24 protein-coding genes and 1 pseudogene are annotated in these 22,318 nt (G+C 71.2%); 14 read left to right on the top strand and 11 right to left on the bottom strand.

Annotated features, from left to right (window positions below; genetic code table 11):
- Nucleotides 1-58 precede the first annotated feature (58 nt).
- Complete coding sequence (locus ACIPV1_RS00430) at nt 59-1,252, bottom strand: acyl-CoA dehydrogenase family protein (protein WP_402725546.1); 1,194 nt, start codon at nt 1,250-1,252, stop codon at nt 59-61.
- A 47-nt stretch (nt 1,253-1,299) separates the two neighbouring features.
- Between ACIPV1_RS00430 and ACIPV1_RS00425 the strand changes: the two genes are divergently transcribed.
- Nucleotides 1,300-1,908, top strand: a complete 609-nt coding sequence (locus ACIPV1_RS00425; protein WP_123292424.1) for a QsdR family transcriptional regulator — start codon at nt 1,300-1,302, stop codon at nt 1,906-1,908.
- A complete protein-coding gene (locus tag ACIPV1_RS00420; protein WP_123292423.1) occupies nt 1,905-2,348 on the top strand; it encodes a thioesterase family protein in 444 nt (147 codons plus the stop codon). Before ACIPV1_RS00425 ends, ACIPV1_RS00420 begins: the two co-directional genes overlap by 4 nt.
- A 27-nt stretch (nt 2,349-2,375) precedes the next feature.
- Here ACIPV1_RS00420 and ACIPV1_RS00415 read toward each other — a convergent pair whose 3' ends face one another.
- The 3 genes from ACIPV1_RS00415 to ACIPV1_RS00405 all read right to left on the bottom strand — a co-directional run bounded on the left by ACIPV1_RS00415 (nt 2,376) and on the right by ACIPV1_RS00405 (nt 6,650).
- Nucleotides 2,376-2,525 carry a hypothetical protein gene (locus ACIPV1_RS00415; protein WP_402725545.1) on the bottom strand — a complete coding sequence of 50 codons (150 nt, stop codon included), beginning with the start codon at nt 2,523-2,525 and terminating at the stop codon, nt 2,376-2,378.
- Between the two features lie 67 nt (nt 2,526-2,592).
- Complete coding sequence (locus ACIPV1_RS00410) at nt 2,593-3,033, bottom strand: VOC family protein (protein ID WP_123292422.1); 441 nt, start codon at nt 3,031-3,033, stop codon at nt 2,593-2,595.
- 158 nt (nt 3,034-3,191) lie between these two features.
- Nucleotides 3,192-6,650, bottom strand: coding sequence for a proline dehydrogenase family protein (locus tag ACIPV1_RS00405; protein WP_402725544.1), 3,459 nt, complete (start codon nt 6,648-6,650; stop codon nt 3,192-3,194).
- A 105-nt stretch (nt 6,651-6,755) separates the two neighbouring features.
- On the opposite strand from ACIPV1_RS00405, the gene ACIPV1_RS00400 reads away from it, so the two are divergent.
- The 3 genes from ACIPV1_RS00400 to ACIPV1_RS00390 all read left to right on the top strand — a co-directional run bounded on the left by ACIPV1_RS00400 (nt 6,756) and on the right by ACIPV1_RS00390 (nt 10,352).
- Nucleotides 6,756-7,658 (top strand): LysR substrate-binding domain-containing protein, encoded by a 903-nt coding sequence (locus ACIPV1_RS00400; RefSeq protein WP_111086860.1) that lies wholly within the window; start codon nt 6,756-6,758, stop codon nt 7,656-7,658.
- Between the two features lie 238 nt (nt 7,659-7,896).
- Nucleotides 7,897-9,543 carry a putative Ig domain-containing protein gene (locus tag ACIPV1_RS00395; protein WP_402725543.1) on the top strand — a complete coding sequence of 549 codons (1,647 nt, stop codon included), beginning with the start codon at nt 7,897-7,899 and terminating at the stop codon, nt 9,541-9,543.
- A gap of 176 nt (nt 9,544-9,719) precedes the next feature.
- Nucleotides 9,720-10,352, top strand: a complete 633-nt coding sequence (locus ACIPV1_RS00390; RefSeq protein ID WP_111086856.1) for an FMN-dependent NADH-azoreductase — start codon at nt 9,720-9,722, stop codon at nt 10,350-10,352.
- 17 nt (nt 10,353-10,369) lie between these two features.
- Here the strand turns inward: ACIPV1_RS00390 and ACIPV1_RS00385 are convergent, their stop codons facing one another.
- A complete protein-coding gene (locus ACIPV1_RS00385; RefSeq protein WP_402725542.1) occupies nt 10,370-11,413 on the bottom strand; it encodes an MBL fold metallo-hydrolase in 1,044 nt (347 codons plus the stop codon).
- Nucleotides 11,414-11,582: 169 nt separating this feature from the next.
- On the opposite strand from ACIPV1_RS00385, the gene ACIPV1_RS00380 reads away from it, so the two are divergent.
- The 3 genes from ACIPV1_RS00380 to ACIPV1_RS00370 all read left to right on the top strand — a co-directional run bounded on the left by ACIPV1_RS00380 (nt 11,583) and on the right by ACIPV1_RS00370 (nt 13,066).
- Nucleotides 11,583-12,626: an ATP-dependent DNA ligase gene (locus ACIPV1_RS00380; RefSeq protein WP_131846292.1), complete on the top strand. Its 1,044-nt coding sequence runs from the start codon at nt 11,583-11,585 to the stop codon at nt 12,624-12,626.
- A gap of 138 nt (nt 12,627-12,764) precedes the next feature.
- Nucleotides 12,765-12,926, top strand: a complete 162-nt coding sequence (locus tag ACIPV1_RS00375; RefSeq protein ID WP_159573681.1) for a hypothetical protein — start codon at nt 12,765-12,767, stop codon at nt 12,924-12,926.
- Nucleotides 12,923-13,066: a hypothetical protein gene (locus ACIPV1_RS00370; protein ID WP_159573682.1), complete on the top strand. Its 144-nt coding sequence runs from the start codon at nt 12,923-12,925 to the stop codon at nt 13,064-13,066. Before ACIPV1_RS00375 ends, ACIPV1_RS00370 begins: the two co-directional genes overlap by 4 nt.
- Before the next feature lie 19 nt (nt 13,067-13,085).
- Here ACIPV1_RS00370 and ligD read toward each other — a convergent pair whose 3' ends face one another.
- Nucleotides 13,086-14,105 (bottom strand): non-homologous end-joining DNA ligase, encoded by a 1,020-nt coding sequence (gene ligD, locus ACIPV1_RS00365; protein WP_402725541.1) that lies wholly within the window; start codon nt 14,103-14,105, stop codon nt 13,086-13,088.
- A gap of 32 nt (nt 14,106-14,137) precedes the next feature.
- Between ligD and ACIPV1_RS00360 the strand changes: the two genes are divergently transcribed.
- From ACIPV1_RS00360 to ACIPV1_RS00350, 3 genes are read left to right on the top strand one after another with little or no spacing between them, the layout of a single operon-like run.
- Entirely contained in the window at nt 14,138-15,034 is an 897-nt protein-coding gene (locus ACIPV1_RS00360; RefSeq protein WP_402725540.1) for a DUF429 domain-containing protein, read from the top strand.
- A 9-nt stretch (nt 15,035-15,043) separates the two neighbouring features.
- A complete protein-coding gene (locus ACIPV1_RS00355; protein ID WP_402725539.1) occupies nt 15,044-16,246 on the top strand; it encodes a glycosyltransferase in 1,203 nt (400 codons plus the stop codon).
- Nucleotides 16,243-16,869, top strand: a complete 627-nt coding sequence (locus ACIPV1_RS00350; protein WP_402725538.1) for a uracil-DNA glycosylase — start codon at nt 16,243-16,245, stop codon at nt 16,867-16,869. Before ACIPV1_RS00355 ends, ACIPV1_RS00350 begins: the two co-directional genes overlap by 4 nt.
- Nucleotides 16,870-16,891: 22 nt before the next feature.
- Here ACIPV1_RS00350 and ACIPV1_RS00345 read toward each other — a convergent pair whose 3' ends face one another.
- Nucleotides 16,892-17,320 carry a DUF6892 domain-containing protein gene (locus ACIPV1_RS00345; protein WP_402725537.1) on the bottom strand — a complete coding sequence of 143 codons (429 nt, stop codon included), beginning with the start codon at nt 17,318-17,320 and terminating at the stop codon, nt 16,892-16,894.
- Between the two features lie 99 nt (nt 17,321-17,419).
- Here ACIPV1_RS00345 and ACIPV1_RS00340 point away from each other — a divergent pair, with 99 nt between their 5' ends.
- On the top strand, nt 17,420-18,874 hold the full coding sequence (locus ACIPV1_RS00340; protein WP_402725536.1) for an APC family permease: 1,455 nt from the start codon (nt 17,420-17,422) through the stop codon (nt 18,872-18,874).
- 267 nt (nt 18,875-19,141) lie between these two features.
- The gene (locus tag ACIPV1_RS00335) at nt 19,142-19,762 is read left to right on the top strand and encodes a hypothetical protein (protein WP_123340324.1); all 621 of its coding nucleotides are present in this window, start codon (nt 19,142-19,144) and stop codon (nt 19,760-19,762) included.
- 4 nt (nt 19,763-19,766) lie between these two features.
- Here ACIPV1_RS00335 and ACIPV1_RS00330 read toward each other — a convergent pair whose 3' ends face one another.
- The 3 genes and pseudogenes from ACIPV1_RS00330 to ACIPV1_RS00320 form a co-directional block, all read right to left on the bottom strand.
- Nucleotides 19,767-20,198 carry a hypothetical protein gene (locus tag ACIPV1_RS00330; RefSeq protein ID WP_402725535.1) on the bottom strand — a complete coding sequence of 144 codons (432 nt, stop codon included), beginning with the start codon at nt 20,196-20,198 and terminating at the stop codon, nt 19,767-19,769.
- A gap of 293 nt (nt 20,199-20,491) precedes the next feature.
- Nucleotides 20,492-21,034, bottom strand: a pseudogene (locus tag ACIPV1_RS00325) (DUF6264 family protein); the annotation flags it as partial.
- On the bottom strand, nt 21,001-21,381 hold the full coding sequence (locus tag ACIPV1_RS00320) for a hypothetical protein (protein WP_123292408.1): 381 nt from the start codon (nt 21,379-21,381) through the stop codon (nt 21,001-21,003). The pseudogene ACIPV1_RS00325 and the gene ACIPV1_RS00320, both read right to left, overlap by 34 nt.
- A gap of 76 nt (nt 21,382-21,457) precedes the next feature.
- Between ACIPV1_RS00320 and ACIPV1_RS00315 the strand changes: the two genes are divergently transcribed.
- Entirely contained in the window at nt 21,458-21,793 is a 336-nt protein-coding gene (locus ACIPV1_RS00315) for a hypothetical protein (protein WP_132100618.1), read from the top strand.
- A 6-nt stretch (nt 21,794-21,799) separates the two neighbouring features.
- Here the strand turns inward: ACIPV1_RS00315 and ACIPV1_RS00310 are convergent, their stop codons facing one another.
- The gene (locus ACIPV1_RS00310) at nt 21,800-22,291 is read right to left on the bottom strand and encodes a DUF427 domain-containing protein (RefSeq protein WP_123292406.1); all 492 of its coding nucleotides are present in this window, start codon (nt 22,289-22,291) and stop codon (nt 21,800-21,802) included.
- Nucleotides 22,292-22,318: the final 27 nt, after the last annotated feature.

Here is a 22,318-nt window from a genome sequence, read left to right as displayed (position 1 = left end):
CGACATCGAGAACGTCGTTCCGGGTCGGATCCACCCGACCGACCCGAGTCGTCCCGCGCTAGACGAACGCGGCCTGCCCGGTGATCGCCCGTCCGACGATGAGCGTGTTCACCTCGCGGGTGCCCTCGTACGAGTAGATCGCCTCGGCGTCCGCGAAGAACCGGGCGACACCCTTGTCGAGCACGATGCCGTTGCCGCCCTGCACCTCGCGGCACCAGCCGACGGTCTCGCGCATCTTCGCGGTCGCGAACGCCTTGGCCATCGCGGAGTGCTCGTCGCCCCCGACGCCGGCGTCCTGCATGGCCGAGGCCTGCGTGCAGAGCGCGATCGAGGCCGTGATGTTCGACAACGACTTCACGAGCAGGTCCTGCACGAGCTGGTGCGATGCGATCGGCTTGCCGAACTGGATCCGCTCGCGGGCGTACGCGAGCGCCGCGTCGTAGGCGCCGACCGCGATGCCGACGGCCTGCCAGGCCACCTCGGTGCGGGTCAGACGGAGCACCTCGGCCGTCGACCGGAACGAGTCGGCGCGCTGGAGCCGACGCGATTCCGGCACGCGCACGCCCTGCATGACGATGTCGGCGTTCTGCACCCCGCGCAGCGCGATCTTGTCCTCGATCTTCGTGGCGGTGAAGCCGGGGGTGTCCGTGGTGACCAGGAAGCCCTTCACCTGCTCGTCCGCGACGTCCTTCGCCCAGATGACGACGACGTCGGCGAAGGTGGCGTTGCCGATCCAACGCTTCTCACCGTCGAGCACCCACGTGTCGCCGTCGCGGCGGGCGGTGGTGCGCAGGCCACGGGCGGAGTCGCTGCCGGACAGCGGTTCGGTCAGGCCGAACGCACCGATGAGCTCGCCGGCCGCCATGCGCGGCAGCCACTCGCGCTGCTGTTCCTCGCTGCCGGCGACGGCGATCGAGTTCATCGCCAGACCCGACTGCACGCCGATGAACGTCGCGACGCTGGCGTCGACGCGTCCGAGCTCGAGCGCCGCCCACCCGCGGTACACGGCCGAGTTCTCGAACTGGCGCACGAGCGGGATCCCCGGCCCGTACATCCCGAGCTCGGCGAGCGGGGCGATCACCTGCATCGGGAACTCGGCACGTGCCCAGTACCCGTCGGCGATGGGCGCGACCTCGCGCTCGAGGTACTCGCGGAGTCGCCCGATCGACGCGCGCTCCGGCTCGGTCAGCTGCTGTTGGAAGCCGTAGAAGTCCGATTCGAGGAGGCCCGTCGTGGGCGTCAGCGTTGACATGGAACCAACGATGCATCATTCTCGAAAACGTTGCAAGGGAGGACCGCGTGTACACATCGGATTCTGCGCTGCGCGCCTTCCGGGAGGCCCGCCACACGTTCATCGACGGCTCGCGGATCGACATGGGCGCGTTGGCTGCCGCACTCGGCGTGGACCGTACGTCACTGTTCCGGTGGGTGGGCAACCGTGACCGGTTGCTGTCCGAGATCCTGTGGTCCCTCGCAGTCCCGACGCTCGACCGGGCGTCCCGTGCTGCCGACACGATCGGGTCGTCCGGAGCGGCGCGCATCGTCGACGTACTCGACCGGTTCACCGCCGACCTCATCGAGGCCACCTACTTCCGCGCCTTCCTGACCCGCGAGCCCGCGCGAGCGATGCGCCTGCTGACCACCTCGGAGAGCGACGTGCAGAGCCGGTTCGTCGAACGGGTCACCGCGCTCGTGGTCGAGGAGCAGTCGTCCGGCGAGTTCGATCCGGCCCCGCTGTCCGCCGAGGAGCTCGCCCGGCTGCTCGTCCGGATCTCAGAGTCGTTCACCTACGCTGAGTTCATCTCCGGTGAGGCCCCCGACCCCGTCCGGGCACGCGCCGCGTTCGAGTACGTGCTGCGCCCCGCCGCCGATCACGCCACACCCGCACCTCCGATCGGAGACCGATGACCATCGACGAGTACCCGTTCCGCCGCCTCTACCCCACACGGTGGAACGACAACGACATGTTCGGGCACGTCAACAACACGATCTACTACTCGGCAATGGACAACGCGTCGACGTACTGGTTCCGCGAGGAAGCGGGTCTCGACCCCTTCACGTCGGAGTGGATCGCGGTGCTGGTGTCGTCGAGCTGCCGCTTCGTCGAGTCCGCCGTGTGGCCGGACGTCATCGAGGTCGGGATGCGGTCCAAGCACCTCGGGAACACGAGCCTGTCGTGGGAGTTCGGCCTGTTCCGGCAGTCCGACGGCGCACTGCTCGCCACCGGTGAGTTCGCGCACGTCATCATCGACCGCGAGGGCGCCCGCCGACCGATCCCCCTGCCGGAGTCGCTGCGCGCGCTCGTGACCGGCACGATGGTCGCGCAGGAGCCCGCCGTCGCCGATTGACGCTGCGCGCGCGGGGCAGCGAGCAGGTCAGGGGCGGTAGGCGTCGCGACGGGGCTGGTTCAGCCGCGCGGCGAGGTCGTCGCCTGCGGGCTTCCCGCCGTTCAGGGTCCCGAGCACCTTCGCCACGGTCGACAACCCGAAGCCGATCCCCCGGCCGATGGCTTGCACGAAGCGCATGACGCCCCCTCTCGTCACCCCATGCTAGCCCGCGGCCCGAGGACTGCTCAGGACTGCTCAGGACTGCTCAGGACTTGAGGGCAGCGAGCTCGAGGTTGATGTCGTCGGGGTCCTGCACGGACAGGATCACCATGCCGGCGTCGCCGAGGTCGGTCACCTCGCCGTGCTCGACCCCCGCGGCGTCGAGACGTGCAGCCGCCTGGTGCAGCTCGTCGACCGACCCCACGACGAAGCTCACGTGGTCGAGCCCGACGGTGTCCGGGTCGAACGTCTGCCCCGCCGGAGCGACCGGGCGGAGACCGAAGACCTGGTCGCCGAGCCGGAACACGGAGCCGCCGTAGAAGCGCTCACGATCCTCGCGAACGCCGGGCTCGTCGACCTGGTCGCTGAAGTCGATCGCCGGGTCGGTGCCGAGCAGCTGCTGGTAGAACGCCTTGCTGCGGTGGATGTCGGTCACGGTGACCCGGACGTGGGCGAGGGCGGTCGGACGTGCGAACGGTTCGGTCATGGTGGGGCTCCTCCGGGTTCGACCCGACGCCAGTGCTGTCGGGTGCGCGCCGTGGTTGCGACGCGCACCCGAGGCAACGCTCTGCCCCTCCGAAGCACCCGACACCGTGCGGCGACCGGACAGCGGCGCTGGACCCGAACGCCAGCGCCGCGGTCCGGTCAGATGAGCTCGTCGGTCAGGTGGTTCGGCGTGCCGAAGCGGTGCGCCGTGATCGAGACCGCCTGCTCGCGGACGAACGGCAGGATCTCGAGCCGCCCGGCTTCGGTCACGGGGCCGCCGTACACCGCGACGTCGGGACGCCCGCCGATCGCCGAGTACAGCGTCGACGTGTCGCCGCCGATGAGCCGGACACGGGTCGACGGGCCCGCCGCGATCGACGACGCGAAGGACTCGTCGGAGACCGCCTGCGACACGGAGCGCACATTGGGCAGCGAGCGGAGCGCCGATGCGACGGGTGTCGGCAGCGCGGCGGCCGTCGAGACGTCGATCGCCGTGCCGGCCCGGAGCGCAGCCGCGACGACGCGGACGAGGTCAGGAACAGCATCCTCGTCACCAGAAGCCAGGCGCACCTGCACCGACGGGAACGGCAGGTACCGCGCGATGTTCCGCTCGGCGCTGAGAGCCGAGACGTCGGTCGCGGTGCCGAACAGCGTCGACCAGGCCTGCTCGTCCGACGCCAGCGACCGGTCGAGCACCGGCGAGGTGACCCCGGCCGCACGGACGAAGGCGCTGACCGGAGCAGAAGGAACGGACGCAGCAGTCGACGCAGCAGGCGCCCACGACCCGAGCCCGAGCAGGTAGTTCAGCCCGCCGGCCTTCGTGCCCGCGCCGACGGCCGACTTCTTCCACCCACCGAACGGCTGGCGGCGGACGATCGCACCGGTGATGCCGCGGTTGACGTAGAGGTTGCCCGCCTGGATCCGCCCGAGCCAGGTGCCGATCTCGGCCGGGTCGAGCGAGTGCAGGCCCGAGGTCAGGCCGTAGTCGACCTCGTTGACGATGTCGATCGCTTCGTCGAGGGTGTCGGCGGTCATCATGCCGAGGATCGGGCCGAAGTACTCGGTGCGGTGGAACTCCGAGCCGCGGCGGACGCCCTGGCGGACACCGGGGCTCCAGAGCTTGCCGGTCTCGTCGAGCTGCTTCGGCTCGACGGCCCAGGTCTCCCCCGCGCCGAGCGTCGTCAGGCCGGCGAGCAGCTTGCCCGACGCCGGCTCGATGATCGGTCCCATCTGGGTGGTGGGGTCGGTCGGCGAGCCGACGGTGAGTGAGGACACGGCGTCGAGCAGCTGGTTGCGGAAGCGCTTCGACTTCGCGACCGAACCGACCATCACCACGAGCGACGCGGCCGAGCACTTCTGACCGGCGTGCCCGAAGGCCGAGGCGACGACGTCCTTCACCGCGAGGTCGAGGTCCGACGACGGGGTGACGATCACGGCGTTCTTGCCCGAGGTCTCGGCGAGCAGCGGCAGGTCCGGGCGGAACGAGCGGAACAGCTCGGCGGTCTCGTAGGCACCGGTGAGGATCACCTGGTCGACCATCGGCGAGGCGATGAGCTGCTGGCCGAGCTCGTTCTCGGACACCTGCAGGAACGCGAGCACGTCGGCCGGGGCCCCGTGGGCGTCGAGCGCGGTCTCGATGATCGAGGCGAGGACGGCTCCGGAGCGCTCGGCGGGCGGCGCCGGCTTGAGGACGACGGCGGACCCGGCAGCGAGTGCGGCCAGGGTCGAGCCGGCGGGGATCGCGACCGGGAAGTTCCACGGCGGCGCGACGAGGGTCAGCGTGGCCGGGGTGAAGGTCGCACCGTCGAGGTCGTCGAGCTGCGACGCGAGCGAACCGTAGAAGTGTGCGAAGTCGATCGCTTCGGACACCTCGGGGTCGGCCTGGTCGATGGTCTTGCCGGTCTCCGCGGCCATGACCTCGATGAGTGCTGCGCGGTTCGCCTCGAGTGCGTCGCCGACGGCGTGCAGCACCGCGCCACGAGCGGCACCGGACCAGGTCCCCCAGACCGCACCGGCGGCCTGGACGCGAGCGAGCGCCGAGTCGAGCGACGCGGCGGAGTCGACCCGGGCCTCCTGGACGGCGCGGACGCCGAGCGTCGACGACGCGATCCGGTCCGTGATGGCCGAACCCCACTGGCGCACCGACGCGACCGACGGGTCGCTGTCCGGCGTGTTCTCGAACCGGCCGGGTCCGGGGCGCCCAACGGCCGCGTAGCGGTCGGCGACGCGGTGGGACGCGGGAGCGGCGAGGCCCTCGGGTGTGGCGAGCGGCACGAGCGAGGCGCGGAAGCGTTCTTCTTCGCGGGCGAACAGCGGCGGCGACGACACCAGCGAGAAGACCGCGGACATGAAGTTGTCCTGCGAGGCGCCTTCTTCGAGGCGGCGGATCAGGTACGCGATCGCGACGTCGAACTCTCCAGGGTGGACGACCGGCGTGTAGAGCAGGAGGGAACCGACTGTGTTCTTCACTGCCGACGCCTGGCCCTGCGCCATGCCGAGCAGCATCTCGAACTCGATGCCGTCCCGAACGCCCCGTTCGCCGGCGAGCAGCCAGGCGTGCGCGACGTCGAACAGGTTGTGCCCGGCGACACCGACGCGGACGTTCTCGACGCGCGACGGGGTGAGCGCCCAGTCGAGCACGCGCTTGTAGTTGGTGTCGGAGTCCTGCTTGGTGTGCCAGGTGGCGAGCGGCCAGCCGTGCACCGAGGCCTCGACCTGCTCCATGGGCAGGTTCGCGCCCTTGACCAGGCGGACCTTGATGCCGGCACCACCTCGGGCGCGGCGGGCGGCGGACCACTCCTGCAGCTGCTCCATCGCGGCGAGCGCGTCAGGCAGGTACGCCTGCAGCACGATGCCGGCTTCGAGCCCGAGGAACGCGGGCTCGTCGAGGAGCTTCGTGAAGACCGCGATCGTCAGGTCGAGGTCCTTGTACTCCTCCATGTCGAGGTTGATGAACTTCGCCGGGGTCGAGGCCGCGGCGCGCTCGAACAGCGGGCGGAGCTGCTCGACGATGTCGTCGACGGCGTGGTCGAACGCCCACGGCGAGTGCGGGTGCACGGTCGACGAGACCTTGATCGACACGTAGTCGACGTCGTCGCGTGCCAGGAGCTTGTGCGTGCCCTCGAGCCGGCGCGCGGCCTCGCGCTCGCCCAGCACGGCCTCGCCGAGCAGGTTCACGTTGAGGCGGACGCCGTCCCGCTTGATCTTCGCGATCGCCGGGCCGAGCTTCGAGTCGGTCGCGTCGACGATGAGGTGGCCGACCATGCCCCGCAGCACCCGGCGAGCGATGGGCACGACGACGCCCGGAAGCACCGGTGCCATGCCGCCACCGAGGCGCACGAGTCCGCGCATCGCGGCGGGCAGGAACCCGGGTGCACCGGGCGCGATCTGCCGGAGCTTGCGCGCGGCGACGGCGAGGTCTTCCGGGCGGACGACGCCGTCCACGAAGCCGACCGCGAAGTCGAGACCGGCGGGGTCGGCGAGCACCCCGGCGAGCTGCTTGGCGGAGCCGTCCACCGGGAACGACTCGGCCTCGGCCAGCCACTGTCGGACGAGTGCGACGGACTGGTCCGCCAGCGCGTCGTGGTCGGTGGCGGGGTGCTCCTGCAGGGTCGTCATGGGATCAGTGTGGCGGCCCGGGATACGGTAGCGGAAGCGACCGTTCCTGATGGGTACCGTTCAGTTGCACTACCGAATCCACGGCGACCCCGCTACCGTCAGACCATGCTCGACGTCCGCCGCCTGGTCCTGCTCCGCGAGCTGTCGATCCGCGGGACCATCGCCGCCGTCGCCGAGGCCATGAACTTCACGCCGTCGGCGGTCTCGCAGCAGCTCAGCGCCCTGGAACGCGAGGCCGGCGTGCAGCTCCTCCGCAAGGCCGGCCGACGGTTGCAGCTCACCCCGCAGGCCGAGGTGCTCGTCGCCGCCGCCGGCCACGTGCAGGACGTGCTCGAGCAGGCCCAGGCGCAGGTCGAGGACACCCTGCCGTCGGTCCAGGGGCGAGTGCGCGTCGCCGTGTTCCAGTCCGCCGCCCTCGCGCTGATGCCCAACGCCCTGCACGAGATGGCCACCGAGCACCCCGACGTCCGGGTCGAGATGGTCCAGCGCGAGCCGGAGACCGCCCTGAACGAGACGTGGGCGCGGGACTTCGACATGGTCATCGCCGAGCAGTACCCGGCGCACGCCGCCCCGCACCTGTCCGGGCTCGACCGCTCGGACCTGACCACCGATGCGGTCCGCCTGGCGCTGCCGCCGCTCGACACGGCGCTGCTGCCGGTCTCGAGCCTCGAGGACGCCGAGGCCCTGCCGTGGGTGATGGAGCCGCGCGGGACAGCGTCGCGGCACTTCGCGGAGCAGGTGTGCCGACGCTGGGGCTTCGAGCCGGACGTCCGCTACGAGACCGCCGACCTGCAGACCCAGATCCGACTGGTCGAGTCCGGCAACGCCGTCAGCCTGATGCCGGACCTGATGTGGACCGGACGCACGACGACCTGCCGGCTGCTCGAACTGCCCGAGCAGCCCCGCCGGACGATCTTCACCGTCGTGCGCGCCGCCGGGGCGTCCTCGCCCGCGGTCCGTGCGCTGCGCGCCGCTCTCGAACGCGCGGCGGCGGCCGTCGGCGACTGATCTGCCTGCCGCGCCGGACGCGGTGGACCGCACCGGATCACGGATGGGAGGCCCGTGGCGGATCCGCCACGGGCCTCCCGTCCGACGCGGGTTTCCGCACGGACCCCCAACCATGGTCACATTCCGGTCACCGACGCCTGAACGGCCGCGCAGCCGCACTACGATCCGAGCAGGCCGAAACTCTCGGCAGATTCTTACGATCCGGCCACCCAGCCGGACCTGAACATGGGGGGAACCCGTGCATCGCAGCACCTCCGCCGTTCGTCGCGCTTGCGCCGTCGGCACCACCGTCGCACTCGTCGGTCTGACCACCGGTCTCGGCATCATGTCGGCGACCGCCGCCAGCGCCGTCGAGCCGACCGACTCGACGCAGCCCTTCGTCTCCGAGGAGACCCCGGCACCCGTCGCGACGGAGACGCCCGCACCGACCGACGAGCCGTCGGTCCCCGCCGACGAGACCACGGAGACCCCGGCCCCGGCACCCGCCGAGGAGACCCCGGCCCCCACCCCGAGCGACGACGCGACCGCCCCGGCCGACGAGCCGACCGCCCCCGCGACGACCGCTCCCGCCGCCGAGACCCCGGCTCCGACCGCGACGCCGACCCCGGACGTCACCGCGAAGGCCGCCGACGCGACCGTCACCATCGACGGTGCGGCCAAGGTCGGCACCCTCCTGAGCGCCGTCGTCACCGGCTTCGACGAGGACTCCTCGTACAAGTACGTGTGGGCTGACCAGGACCGCAACGTCCTGTCGAAGACCGCGACCTACCGCATCGACCCCACCGACGTGCGCAAGACGATCACCGTCACGGTGACCGGCACGCTGCCCGGCGCGACCGAGACGACCTCGGTGACGTCCGACGCGACCGCGACCGTCAGCCAGACCCCCGCCTTCCTCGGCGAGGACGGCAAGCCGACGAAGGCCGGCGCCGACGAGGACCACCCGCTCGAGCTGAGCACCACCGCCGGTGACGCGTTCTCGCACACCTTCCGCGCGCAGGGCTTCCCGGAGCCGAAGTACGCGCTCGCCTGGTTCTCGGAGTTCGACGAGGAGCTGTACTCGGACGACGACGAGGCCGGCACGCCCGACGACCAGCTCCCGGACGGCATCACGTTCGACGCCTCCACCGGTGAGCTCAGCGGCGTCTCGACGGAAGCGTCCGACTGGACCTTCGCGGTCACCGCGACGAGCGGCACCGAGACCGTCACGCAGTACGTCGACCTGACCGTCGAGGCCGCAGCGCCGCTCGGCATCATCGTCTTCACGACCGACCGTGCCGGTGCGTTCGACCTCGGCGAGGACGAGGACGACACGAGCACCCGGACCAGCTGGATCATCGACCCGGAGGGCAAGGTCTACACGTTCACCATCACGGGCGACGGTGAGGGCGGCTACACCGGCAACGAGGTCGAGGGCGGCCGGCCGACCATCAAGCAGGGCGGGACGCTCGTCGTGTCCGGCGGCCTGGTCGACGTGTTCGGCAACGAGGTCACCGACGACAACGAGGACTCGATCGTCCCGACCGTCACGTCCGACGTCGCCAGCGACGTCATCGCGCCGGACCCTGACCTGGGCTTCTTCGGGCTCGTGAACGTCACGTTCCCGCACGCGTCGATCCACAACCTGTCCGTCTCGGCCGGCGACTTCACCACCTCGTTCGCGGTGGACGTCCAGCCGACCGCCGTCCCGGCCGTCCCCGGCGTGGCCACTCCGGTCACCCCGGTCCCCGCGGCCGCACCGGTCACCCCGACGAACCGTGGCGGCCAGCTCGCCTACACGGGTTCGGACGCCACCGGCGCCCTGCCCTGGGCCCTCGGCCTGCTCGTCGCCGGTGCCGGCCTGATCGGCGCCCGCACCCTGCGCCGTCGCCGCGCACAGCGCTGAAGTACGACCAGCGCTGACGGACGACCAGCGCTGACGTACGACCAGCGCTGACGGTCCCCGTCGTCTCCCGTCCGTCGCGTGCCCGCGTGACGGACGGGAGGCCCGGCTCGGCCCCGCCTGTCCCCTCCCCGGGGCGGCGGGGCCGTTTCCGTCCCACCGTCGGTAGCGTGGGCACCATGCCCACGCTGCTGCACATCGACTCCTCGGCCGACCTCTCCCACTCCCGTTCGCGCGCGCTGACCGCCGCGTTCGCCGATGCCTGGCGTGCACGCGGACCGGAGTACACGGTGGTCCGCCGCGACCTGCACGTCGACCAGCTCCCGCACCTCGAGACCTCGGCGCTGCACTGGGCGGCAGCGGACCGCACCGCGGACGAGTCCGTCGCTCCCGAGGCCGAGGCACTGCGCCAAGAGGTCATCGACGAACTCCTCGCCGCCGACGTCGTGGTCGTCGGGTCGCCGCTGTACAACTACACGGTGCCGTCGACGCTCAAGGCCTGGATCGACCGCATCCACATCCCCGGGGTCCTGGCAGGCGACGTGCAGCCCCTGGCCGGCCGTCCGGTTGTCACCGTGGTCAGCCGCGGTGCGACCTACGACGCCGGCACCCCGACCGAGGACTGGGACCACGGCTCGCCGGTTCTGCACCTCATCCTCGGCACAGCGCTCGGCATGAAGCTCTACCCGATCACGGTCAGTGCGACCCTGGCCGACCGGCTGCCCGACCTCGCCCCGCTCGCCGAGCACGCGTCCGCCGAGCTCGCCGACGCGAAGACGACCATCGAGCGCCTGGCCACCACGCTCGGCTGACGTCACGACGCGAGCGGTTAGGTGGGACGGACCTCGTCCGACCGACCGAGCAGCTCGGCGTGGAACGCCGTCTGCGTCAGCGCGCTCGCGAGCAGGAACCCGGTCATCGACTCGATCCCGCCGCTGAACGGCACGCGCGCGGCGACTTCGAACAGCGTGGGCCGGTCGAGCAGGTCGAGTGCTTCGGCGACGTGCCGTGACCGCTCCTCGCGGTGTCGAGCCAACGTCTGCGCGCGGGCGACGACGTCGGCGAACCGGTACTCGTGGCCCGGGCAGACCTCGAGCCCGGCGTACACGTCGAGTCGGCCGAGCGACGCCAGGTAGTCACCGAGCGGGTTCGTGGCGGTCCGACCACCGAGGCCGATCCCGGAGTTGATCCGCGGCAGCACGTGGTCCCCGGTGAACAGCAGTCCGTCGGCCTCGTCGACGAAGCACACGTGACCGGCGGTGTGCCCGGGCGTCCAGAGGGTCCGGATGGTGCGCCCAGGGATCGGCAGCTCGTCGCCGTCGGCCAGCAGCAGGTCGGCGTTGGGCGCCTCGCTCCGCCCGAGTCCGATCCGTCGCCCGCTCCCCCAGGCCGCGACGACGCCGTCGTGCAGCTCGGGAGGCAGGCCCCACGTGGCGATGTCGGCGTCGTTCCGCACCGCGTCGGTGCGCTCCCGCTCCAGCGCGTCGACCTCGAGCCCGTGCATCGCGACCCGCGCACCGGTCGCTCGGCGGATCGCGGCGGCGGCACCGAGGTGGTCGGCGTGCAGGTGCGTCACGGCGATGAGGGACACGTCGTCGAGCGACCGGCCGATCGCTGACAGGGCGGCGCGGACCTCGTCGAGCCCGCCGTCGGCCGACCACCCGGGATCGATCAGCGCGAGGGATCCGTCCGACCCCTCCACCACGTAGACCAGGGTCGCATCGGGCGCCCCGAACCGGAACGGCACCGCGAAGGTCCAGATCCCCGGCCGGACCTGTTCAACGGGCGGCAGGACGCCGTCGCGGAGCGCGGCGGCCTGCACGGGGCTGATCGGTTCCGGAGCCGGCGCTGCCGACGGGGGCACGGTCGTCACCCGCACCACACTACTGACGCGATCCGACCTGCCCCGGGTGATCCGGGCCTCCCGGCCGCACTTCGTGAGCAGAAGATGTCGGGTCGTCGCGCCGGACCCGACCATTCCTGCTCACGAAGCCCGCAGCGCCGCGCAGCGCTGCCCACCCGCGCCCGAGTAGACACGACGCATGGAGATCGCACCGATGCTGGCCAAGGCCGTCGCCGACGTCCCGGAACCCGACAGCGTGACCGGTGGCCTGCGGTACGAACCGAAGTGGGACGGCTTCCGCGGCATCGTGACGATCGACGGCGACGACGTCGAGATCGGCAGCCGCGGGGCGAAGCCGCTCACGCGCTACTTCCCCGAACTCGTCGAGGCCTTCCGCGCGCAGTTCGGCGGCCGTGACCACCCGGTGGTGCTCGACGGCGAGGTGATCCTGCGCTCCGGCGAGCCCGGAGCCGAGCGCCTCGACTGGGAGGCACTGTCCCAGCGCATCCACCCGGCGGCCTCGCGGATCGCGAAGCTCAGCGCCGAGACGCCCGCGCAGTTCGTCGCGTTCGACCTGCTCGCAGCGGATGGCGACGAGCTGGTCGACCTGCCGTTCGACGAACGACGTGACCGGCTGGAACAGCTCGCGAGCGGCATGTCCGACCCGCTGTTCGTCACGCGCACCACGCTCGACGTCGACCAGGCCCGCGAGTGGCTCACCACCTTCGAGGGCGCCGGACTCGACGGCGTGGTCGCCAAGCGCCGGGCCAAGCCGTACGAGCCGGGCAAGCGGACCATGCTCAAGATCAAGCACCACCGGACGGCCGACGTCGTCGCGATCGGGTACCGCGTGCACAAGAGCGGCTCGGGCGTCGGGTCGCTGCTCGTCGGGCTGTACGGCGACGACGGTGAGCTCCGCCAGGTCGGCGGCGTCTCCGCCTTCTCCGACAAGCGCCGGCTCGCCCTGGTCGACGAGCTCGAGCCCGTCGTGCTCCGCGATGCGGACGGGAGGCCCGTCACCGGTGACGGGGAACGGTCGCGTTTCTCGTCCGGTCGCGACACGTCGTTCGTCCGGCTGGCGCCGGAGGTCGTGCTCGAGGTCCGCTACGACCAGATGGAGGGCGACCGGTTCCGGCACACGGTGCAGTTCGAACGGTGGCGTCCGGACCGCGACGCGGCGTCGTGCGGGTTCGACCAGCTCGAGGTGCCGTCGGCGTACGACCTGCGGGATGTCCTGTCCTGACACGTGGTTGTCCGTTTTTCGTCGTCTTGCCGGTGATCGCAGGAAAGTAGTTAGCCGAACTAGCGAAACGCTGCCACGATGGAGACCAGCAGCACGAGGCACCCATCCCGGGAGCCCCAGGACCGAAAGCGGATCGACATGAGCACCAGCACGCTTGTCCGCCACTCGCAGCGGAACCCCTTCACCGAGGTGCGCGAGGCACGCCGCCAGCGCACCCTGCAGCTCAGTGCGGTCATCAGCGCCATCGCCGGCGTGACCGCCACCGCGCTCGCACTCGTCACGATCGGCCTGGGCTCGTGATCGTCGACGGCATCAGCGACGCGCACCGCGGCACCTGGTCGCGCCTGACCCGCCTGCACACCGCGAGCGTCGGACTGCCGATGCAGACGTCCCGCGTCGACGACCCCGACCGCTCGACGGACACGCTGCCCGCCGTCTGACGGTCCCCGCTGGCTCGGGTCAGGACTTCTTCGCTCGGGACGGTTGCACGCGCGGCGGCTCGCCCGGCATCTTCGGGAAGTCCGGCGGGAACGGCAGTTCACCCTCGCCGTTCTCCAGGTCGCGCTCCCACCACGCCAGCAACGGCGCGATGCTCGCCGACTCGTCGTGCATCGCCTGCCACGGGTCACCGATCGTCGCCAGGCGCTCGGGAACGGTCCGGATCGTGAACGCCGTCGGTTCCGCCGTCGGCAGCTCGTCCCACGTGATCGGCGTCGACACCGAGGCGTGCGCCAGCGCCCGCGGGCTGTAGGCACCGGCCATCGTGCGGTCACGATTCGCCTGGTTGAAGTCGACGAAGACCCGTTGGCCTCGTTCCTCCTTCCACCACGCCGTCGTGACCCGGTCGGGCATCCGCCGTTCGAGTTCTCGGGCGGCGGCGATCACGGCGTGCCGGACGTCGAGGAACTCGCGCTCGGGGGCGATCGGCGCGAAGACGTGCAGACCGCGGTTGCCGCTCGTCTTGATCCACGCCGTCAGACCCGCTTCGTCCAGGACCTTCCGGAGCTCCTGCGCCACGGGCACCGTGTCCGAGAAGTCCGTGCCGGGCTGCGGGTCGAGGTCGATGCGGAGCTGGTCCGGGTGGTCGCTGTCCTCGGCGCGCGAGGCCCACGGGTGGAAGACCACGGTGTTCATCTGCGCGGCCCACACCGCGACGGCCAGCTCGTCGATGACGAGCTGCGGGTGCTTCCGGCCGCTCGGGTACGTCACCGTGACCGACCGCACGTAGTCGGGGGCACCCTTCGGCGGGTTCTTCGAGAAGAACTGCTCGCCGTCGACGCCGCCCGGGAACCGCTGCAGCGAGATGGGTCGGTCGCCGTTCGCGCGGACGAAGGCGTCGCCCACTGTCACCAGGTACTCGGCAAGGTCGGCCTTGGTGATCCCGGCCTCCGGCCAGAGGATACGCGAGGGACTGCTGATCCGGACCTCGCGGTCACCGTCGGGCCCGGGCACCCGCACCGTCGTCGCTTCGCTCGCCATGCAGCGGAAGGTACTCGGTGCACGATGGACGGGTGAGCGCGTACCTCGGAGTGGACCTGGCGTGGGGACTCGGCACCGCGGGCCGCGCGCCCAACGAGACCGGGCTGGTCGCGATGGAGTCCGACGGCACGATCACCGACGCCGGATGGGCCCGCGGGGTCGACGACGTCACGACTTGGATCGCGGAGCGCCTCGGACCGCGGTCGCTCATCGCCGTCGACGCCTCGCTCGTCGTGACGAACCCGACCGGCATCCGCGAATCCGAACGGCAGGTCGGACAGCGCTACGGCCGGTGGAAGGTGGCGGCGAACCCGACGAACCAGGCCTCTGCGGCAAGCGCCGGCGCCCGCCTGCTCGACCAGCTCACCGCACTCGGCGTCGAGTACGTGTCCGACACGGCGTCGATGCACGCCAGGACGGGCCCGGCGATGTTCGAGTGCTACCCGTACACGACCCTGGTCGGCGTCGAGGAGCTCGGGTACGACGTCGAGCGGCCCCGGTACAAGCGCCTGGACCTCAGGGTGCCGGCAGCCGAGGCCCGGGCACGCCGCGCCGAGGCCTTCGACGAGCTCATCCGGCGCTTGCGCGAGACCCCGCTCGACCCGCCGTTGCAGCTCGACTCGCATCCGCTGACTGCGGGCCTCGCCGACCCGTCAGTGCTCCACGGCCCGACCCACAAGCACCGCGAGGACCTGCTCGACGGTGCCCTGTGCGTCTGGACGGCGGCGTTCTGGGAGCGGCACGGTGACGAACGCGTGCAGATCCTGGGAGGCGATGTCCCCCACCAGCACGGCCCGGACGCCGCTGGCGCGTCGCCCGGGAACCGGCGGCGTGGGCCCAGCCTCCCGTCCGACCCGGTGGACGAGGCGGGCCGCCGGCCCGTCGTCGTGGCGCCCGCGCGCCCGTCGCAGCGGGGCACGCGCGGCTAGGGTTGACCGGTGAGCACGACGAGCGAACCCCTGCACATCGGGCTGGTGTCGCTGCACACCTCCCCCGGAGACGAACCCGGCTCGGGCGAGGTCGGCGGCATGAACGTCGTCGTCCGGCACCAGGCCGAGGCGCTGGCCGATCGTGGCCACCACGTCGACATCATCACGCGGCGTTCGGCGCCGACGCAGCCGGACTCGGTCTCGCTCGTGCCGGGGGTGTGCCTGCGGTTCCTGTCGGCGGGTCCGGCGGAGCCGGTGCCGAAGGGTGAGCACGACGCGTTCATCGAGCCGTTCCGCCACGAGCTCGAGCAGCTCGGGCCGTTCGACGTCCTGCACTCGCACCACTGGTTCTCCGGTGCCGCTGCCCTGCCGGTCGCCCGTGAGCGTGGCATCCCGCACGTGCAGTCGTTCCACTCGATCGCCGCCGACCCCGAGACGCCGCTGTCCGAGGGTGAGCGGCCGGAGTCCGCCGGGCGCATCTCGGGCGAGCAGCAGCTGGCGCGTGAGTCCGACGCGGTCGTCGTGGTGTCCGAGGCCGAGGCATCGACAGTCCGGACGCGGCTCGGCGGTGCCGACGCGCGCATCTGGATCGTGCCGCCCGGGGTCGACGGGTCGGTCTTCCGTCCGGCGGCCGCCGGTGCGCGCCGGGCCGCCACCCCCTACGTCGTCGCAGCGGCTCGCGTGCAGCCGTTGAAGGGGCTCGACCTGGCCATCGAGGCGATCGCGGGCATCAGCCAGGAGGCCCGTCCCACCTTGGTCATCGCCGGAGACGCTTCGAGCGAGGCGGGTGACTACGTGGACGAACTGCGTCGGCTCGCCGCCGCGCGTGGCATCGCCGACCGCGTCACCTTCATCGGGCCGCAGTCGCGTGCCGACCTGGCGTTCCTGTTCCGTGGCGCGGCAGCCGTGCTGGTGCCGTCGCACTCCGAGACGTACGGCCTCGTGGCACTGGAGGGCTCGGCGTCCGGGGTGCCGGTCGTGGCCGCGGCTGCCGGGGGCCTGCGTGAGGCCGTGGTCGACGGCGAGACGGGTGTCGTGCTCGAGTCCCGTGAGCCGTCGGTGTGGGCCGCCGAGATCGAGCGGATCCTGACGGACTCCGGGTACGCGGCCGCGCTGTCCTCGGCCGGGCGGGAACACGCGGAACGTTTGAGCTGGGAACGATCGGCTTCGGGGCTCGAGGACGTGTACCGCCGGGTGCTCGGCCGCTCGTGAGCCGTTTCGACGCCTCGGGGTTCTGGGCGGCGCTCGACGCCGTGCCCGCGGACGCGGACGCCGAGGCGCTGTACGACCTCGGTTCGGCCGAGGGGCGGCTGCGGCGATCGAACCTGCAGCGGTACCTGGAGCAGTTCGGGCCGGCGGCGGACACCCTGCTCGTGGCCGAGGCACCCGGGTGGCGGGGCATGACGAACACCGGCATCCCGTTCACGAGCATGCGCGAGCTCGGGACGGACCGGTTCGGCGCCGACTACCTGGTGCCGCCGGAGCCGACAGCCCTGTGGGAGGCCTCATCGCGCGTGGTGCAGGCGGCACTGTCGGACTGGGCCGGGCCGCTCCCCGTGGCGTGGGCGATCTTCCCGCACCACCCGTTCGTCGCCCCGGACCGGCTGACGAACCGCACGCCCCGTCCGGCCGAGGTGCGGTCGGGAGCACCCGTCGCACTCGCGCTGCTCGAGGCACTCGGTGGCGTCGACCGGGTCCGGGTCGTCGCCGTCGGTCGGAAGGCGCAGGGTGCGCTCGCGTTGGCCGGCATCGAGGCGATCGCCGTCCGGCATCCTGCGCAGGGCGGCGCGAAGCAGTTCACCGAGCAGTTGCGAGCGTTGGACCGCTCGCTGTAGTTCCCTGAGCCGGTCCCTCCGGTCAGGCTGAGCGGACCTCGACGCCCTTCGCGCCCAGGGCCTCGGCGACGTGGGCGGGCAGCGGCGCTGCCGCGTACACGGTGCGGAGTGCCGGCAGGTCGAGGACGTCGTCCCAGTTCTGCGGGTCGAAGCGGTCGTCGGAGCCCTCCCACCCGGGGTGCACGTCCTGGAGTACCTCGAGCTCGGTGTCGACGGTGATCTCCGTGACGAGCGACAGGTGCGACGGCAGGAGTTCCAGGTCGTCGTAGTACTCACGGGCCCGGTCGTCCTGGCCGTCGACGTCGAGGTCCTCGTCCGTCTCGTCGGCCGTCTCCGGGTCGTAGGGGTCGAGCACGTCGAGGTCGTAGCAGAGGACGTCGAGCACCAGCAGCTTCGCGTTGAAGTCGGCGAACTCGACGGGCTCTTCGGTGGTGTTCGACTCGTGGTCCATGGCCCGGAGCGTATCCGCCAGGGCACGGGCATGTTGCGATCACCGGGGAGCTTCCTGTGAAACCGGACAGCGTGGTGTCCCCCGGAAGAGGTTGTGTGCATGACCACCACCAACACGGACCGACCACAGCAGGAGCAGCCCGAGCTCCGCAGGGTCATCGGTCCCAAGCTCCTGCTGCTGTTCATCGTCGGCGACATCCTGGGAACGGGTGTCTACGCGCTCACCGGTCAGGTCGCGGCAGAGGTCGGAGGAGCAGCGTGGCTCCCCTTCCTCATCGCCTTCGCGGTCGCCCTGCTGACGGCGTTCTCGTACCTCGAACTCGTGACGAAGTACCCGCAGACCGCGGGCGCTGCGCTCTACGTGCACAAGGCCTTCGGCGTCCACTTCATCACCTTCATCGTGACCTTCATCGTGATGTGTTCCGGCATCACCTCGGCGTCGACGGCGTCGCGGGCGTTCGCCGCCAACCTCGGTGTCGGGTTCGGCCTCGAGTTGCCGAACGCCGTCGTGATGCTCATCGCCATGGGCTTCATGCTCGCGGTGATGGCGATCAACTTCCGCGGTGTCAGTGAGAGCGTGAAGACGAACGTGGTCCTCACCCTGGTCGAGCTGTCCGGTCTCGTCATGGTGATCCTGATCGGCTTCTGGGCGATCGCCGGTGGCAACGCGGACTTCTCACGGGTGGTGATGTTCGAGACCCCGGAGGACAAGACCCTGCTCATGTCGATCTCCACGGCGACGTCGCTGGCGTTCTTCGCGATGGTCGGCTTCGAGGACTCGGTGAACATGGCCGAGGAGACCAAGGACCCCTCGCGCATCTTCCCGAAGGTGATGCTCACCGGCCTCGGCATCACGGCCGTGATCTACACGCTCGTGTCGATCTGCGCCGTCGCCGTCGTGCCGATCGGTGAGCTCGCCGGCAACGAGACCCCGCTCGTGACCGTCGTGCAGACCGCCGCCCCGGACTTCCCGATCGCCGACCTGCTGCCGTTCATCTCGATGTTCGCCGTGGCCAACACCGCCCTGATCAACATGATGATGGCGTCGCGACTGCTGTACGGCATGAGCAAGCAGGGCGTGCTGCCGGGCTTCCTGGCCCGCATCTCCCCCGCCCGTCGCACCCCGTCGAACGCGATCGTCTTCACCACCGCGATCTCCCTGCTGCTCATCGGTTGGGTCTCGCTCGACCCGGACTCCCCGATCGTGGTGGTCCTCGGTGGCACGACCTCGCTCCTGCTGCTCACCGTGTTCGCCGTCGTGAACCTGACGGTGCTCGTGCTCCGCCGCGACAAGGTCGACCACAAGCACTTCCGAGCCGGCGTGATCATCCCCGTCATCGGCATCATCACGTGTCTGTGGCTCGTGCTGCCGTTCTCGTCCGGCCGCGACCCGCAGCAGTACCAGATCGCCGGTGCACTGCTGGCCCTCGGCGTGGTGCTGTGGGCGGTGACCTGGTTCACGCACGGTCGCAAGCAGCCCGAGAAGGCCCCGACCGGCCTGGTCACCGAACCGACGAAGGTGCAGCACCCGCCGCACGACCACCGCGACGTCTGATGGATGCGGCCGCCGTCATCTGGACGATCGTCATCGCCGCCATCGCGCTGATCTCCCTGTCCGCCGGCGGATGGGGTCGGAGCAGGTCGCGCCGACGCCGACGCTGACGTCGCGGCTGACGGTCCTGGTGCACGAACTCCGTGTTCGGCGCACCAGGACCGTCAGTGCGTCACAGCGGCCCCCGATCGGGCGGGTGCGGTTCCCAGGCGGCGCCCGTACGCTCGTCGTGCTCCGCCTGCCCCGCCCCGTCCGTCGAGAGGTCCCGTCATGCGCCGTGTCGGCATCACGCTCGCGTCGGTGTTCGGCGCCGGCATCGTGGTCGTCGGTATCGGGGTCGTGGTGCTCGTCGTGATCGCGGTCAACTCGATCGCCGGCATCGCGAAGTCCAGCGCCGCCGACGCCACCCCCACGTGCCCGAAGGTCGCCTCGAAGACCGTCGGCGGCATGGTCGTCCCCGCCGGCCCCATCGCGGGCTTCTGCCAGGACCGCCTGGTGAACGCCGCGTCCGTGATCCAGGCTGCGAAGGCAGTCGGCATCGGACCGCACACCCAGGCCGTCGGGGTCATGACGGCGATCGGCGAGTCGAGTCTGGTGAACCTGGACCACGGCGACGCCGCGGGGCCGGACAGCCGCGGACTGTTCCAGCAGCGCGACAACGGCGCCTGGGGCACGTACGAGCAGCGGATGGACCCGTACACGGCGGCGTCGATGTTCTACGCGAAGCTCGTCAAGGTCCCCGGTTGGAAGACGATGACGCCGACGCAGATGGCGCACGCGGTGCAGATCAACTCGGACCCCGAGCACTACGCGAAGTCCTGGCCGGCGGCGAAGGCCGTCGTCGAGGGGCTGACGGGCGAGACCGTGCCGGACACCGCCCCGCAGGGCTGACCGGTCACGCGACGTCCTGGTCGTGCTCGTCGAGTTCGATCATCGCGGCCCCGCCGTCGTGGACGATCACCTGCGCGCGCAGCCGGATCGCGTGCTCGTCGAGGGCGCAGGCGCACGCGTCGACCCACTCCCAGTCGACCGGGTGCACGCGGTCGACACCGGGCCGCTCCCACGCGAGGACGACGTCGACCGCGCCGAGCTGCCCGACGATCTCGGAGATCAACGACGCGAAGTCGCTGACGTGCTCGTCCGGTTGGTAGGGCAGGTCCGCGATGGGCAGCAGGAACGGGATCGACATCCCGAGCTCGTCGAGGAACACCACCCAGCACTGCCGGCGCACCGGGCGGTCGACCAGGGCGGCGACGAGTTGGACGACGTCGTCGTCGGTACGGACAGGGGTTCGGATCAGGCGGTCGAGGGTGTCGGTGTCAGGCATGACTCCAGCGTCGCGAACCCGGCCCGCCCACCGACGGCCACCGTGCGCATCTGTGGACAACCTCGCCGCCGCAGCCACCTGTGGAGGAACTTCGGCGATCCCGACGCCCCCGCGGTCGTCGCGGTGCACGGGTTCGACCAGCGCGAGAACGACGCTGGACGGGCCTCCAGTCCGAACCCGACCGGCTCGGCCAGGTTCCACGACATGCCGCACGCTGATCGCCGAGGTTCCAGACCTCGACGAACAGGGCGCCGACATGCCGAGATTTCGGAACCTCGGGACGGCAACGCCCCTCAGATGCCGTGCGTCACCGAGCTCTCGATGAGCAAGAGCGCCGCGAAGAACACCGCGACGACGGCGGCCATCCCGACGAGCACGACCGGCCACGCCAGCCGACGCCGCACCAGCCGCAGGATGCACACCACGATCGAGGCGACCAGCACCAGCGCGATCAGGATCGGCCCGACCGTCACGACCGAGTCACCGAGCCCCACGTTGCAGGTGTTCCCCGGGGCAGCGCACGACACGAACGCCAACGACATGAGCTTGATGCCCCACCCCGCTGCCAACGCTTCGAGCGTGAGCACCACGAGCAGGGCGATGGAGGCGACCATGTCCGCGACGCGGCGGCGCCCTGCCAGGGGGTGGCGGGCCTCCCGTCCGAACCGTGCCGGAGCCGACCCGAGCGGATCGAGACGCGCCCCCGGAACCGACTCCGGACCCGGACCCGGAACAGACTCCAGCCCGGACCCGGGAGCCGAACCGGCGTCGGCCGGACCGGACGACCGGGCGGGCGCGTCCATCAGGACCGCCGGCCGCGCGTGGACCAGAGGGCCGCGGCGATGAGCAGCGGCTGCCCGAAGAGGCGCGCGACGCGCTTCTCGTCGGTGTCCAGGCCGAACGCATCGCGGCGGTTGACCCACTGCGACAGGTTGCCCGGGAAGATCACCGTGAAGAACAGTGCAGCGACGGAACCGACGAAGCGCCGGGCCGGCTTCGGCGCGAGCACGAGCGCCGAACCGAGGGTGATCTCGGCGACACCGGAGGCCAGCACGGTCGCGTCCTCGGAGAGCGGCACGAACTCCGGGACCTGGGCCGTGAACTCCTTGCGCGCGAAGGTGAGGTGACTCGTGCCGGCGAACACGAGCGCCAGGCCGAGCAGGACGCGGAGGAAGGAACGCATGTCTCCATCGTGCCTGCTCCCGGGCGACGGTGCTCGCACGTGTACGGAACCCGACCGGCTCGGTACATTCAGACGTATGGGAGCACCCTCTCGGGACCACGAACCGCCAGCAGCCCCAGCGACCTTCGCCGTGCTGCTCGGCCCGGTCGCGTTCTACCTCGGCATCATCGTGCCGGCGCAGGGCACGGTCCGGCACGTCCTGCTGGGTGCGGCATTCGGCGTCGTCTGCGTGCTGAGCGGCTGGCGGGCGATCGTCATCGCCGGTCGCCGTCGCCGGGCGGTGCAGGTGTGGGCGTGGATCGGCATCGTGATCGGCGCGGCCGGGCTGGCCATGATCGTCTGGCAGCTGCTCGTCATCGCGACCGCCGGGGCGTTCCCGCCGCCGTTCTGGTCGCCCTACGCGAACCGCTGACGCGGGTCACCAGCCGAGCGTGCCGGGCGCGCCCTTGAACGGGCCGACGACATCCGAAGTGATCCAGCCGCCGTAGAAGTCGCCGTCCTGCGACTGCACGACCTCGCCGCCGACCTCGCACGAGTCCATCGCCGACGGGTAGATCGCGACGCGGTCCCGGAGCGACTCGTACCCCGGCTCGGGCGTCGGGTAGTTCCACGCGGCGCGGCTCGCGACGGTGCCGTCCCCGCCGACCACGTCGAAGTACCGCGCCCGGCCCTTGAACTCGCACATGCTCGACCCCTGAGCGGGGCGGAGGTCGAGGTCCGCCATCGGCAGGTAGTACACCGGCGGGTGCGAGGTCTCGAGGACCCGCACGGCGTCGGTGGTGTCGGCCACGACGGTGCCGCCGAACCGGACGACGACGCGGGCGGTGACGGGCTCGACGGCGGGCGGGCGGGGGTAGTCCCAGACCGATTCCTGTCCGGGGCCGGGTTCGATCCGTGTGGGATGGCGCATGGGATCGTGTCTACGCCGAACGGCTGC

Source organism: Curtobacterium sp. NPDC089991, from assembly GCF_044748425.1.
GTDB lineage: Bacteria > Actinomycetota > Actinomycetes > Actinomycetales > Microbacteriaceae > Curtobacterium.
The sequence above is the reverse complement of the archived record's forward strand: the minus strand, read 5'-3'. Positions and strand labels throughout refer to the sequence as shown.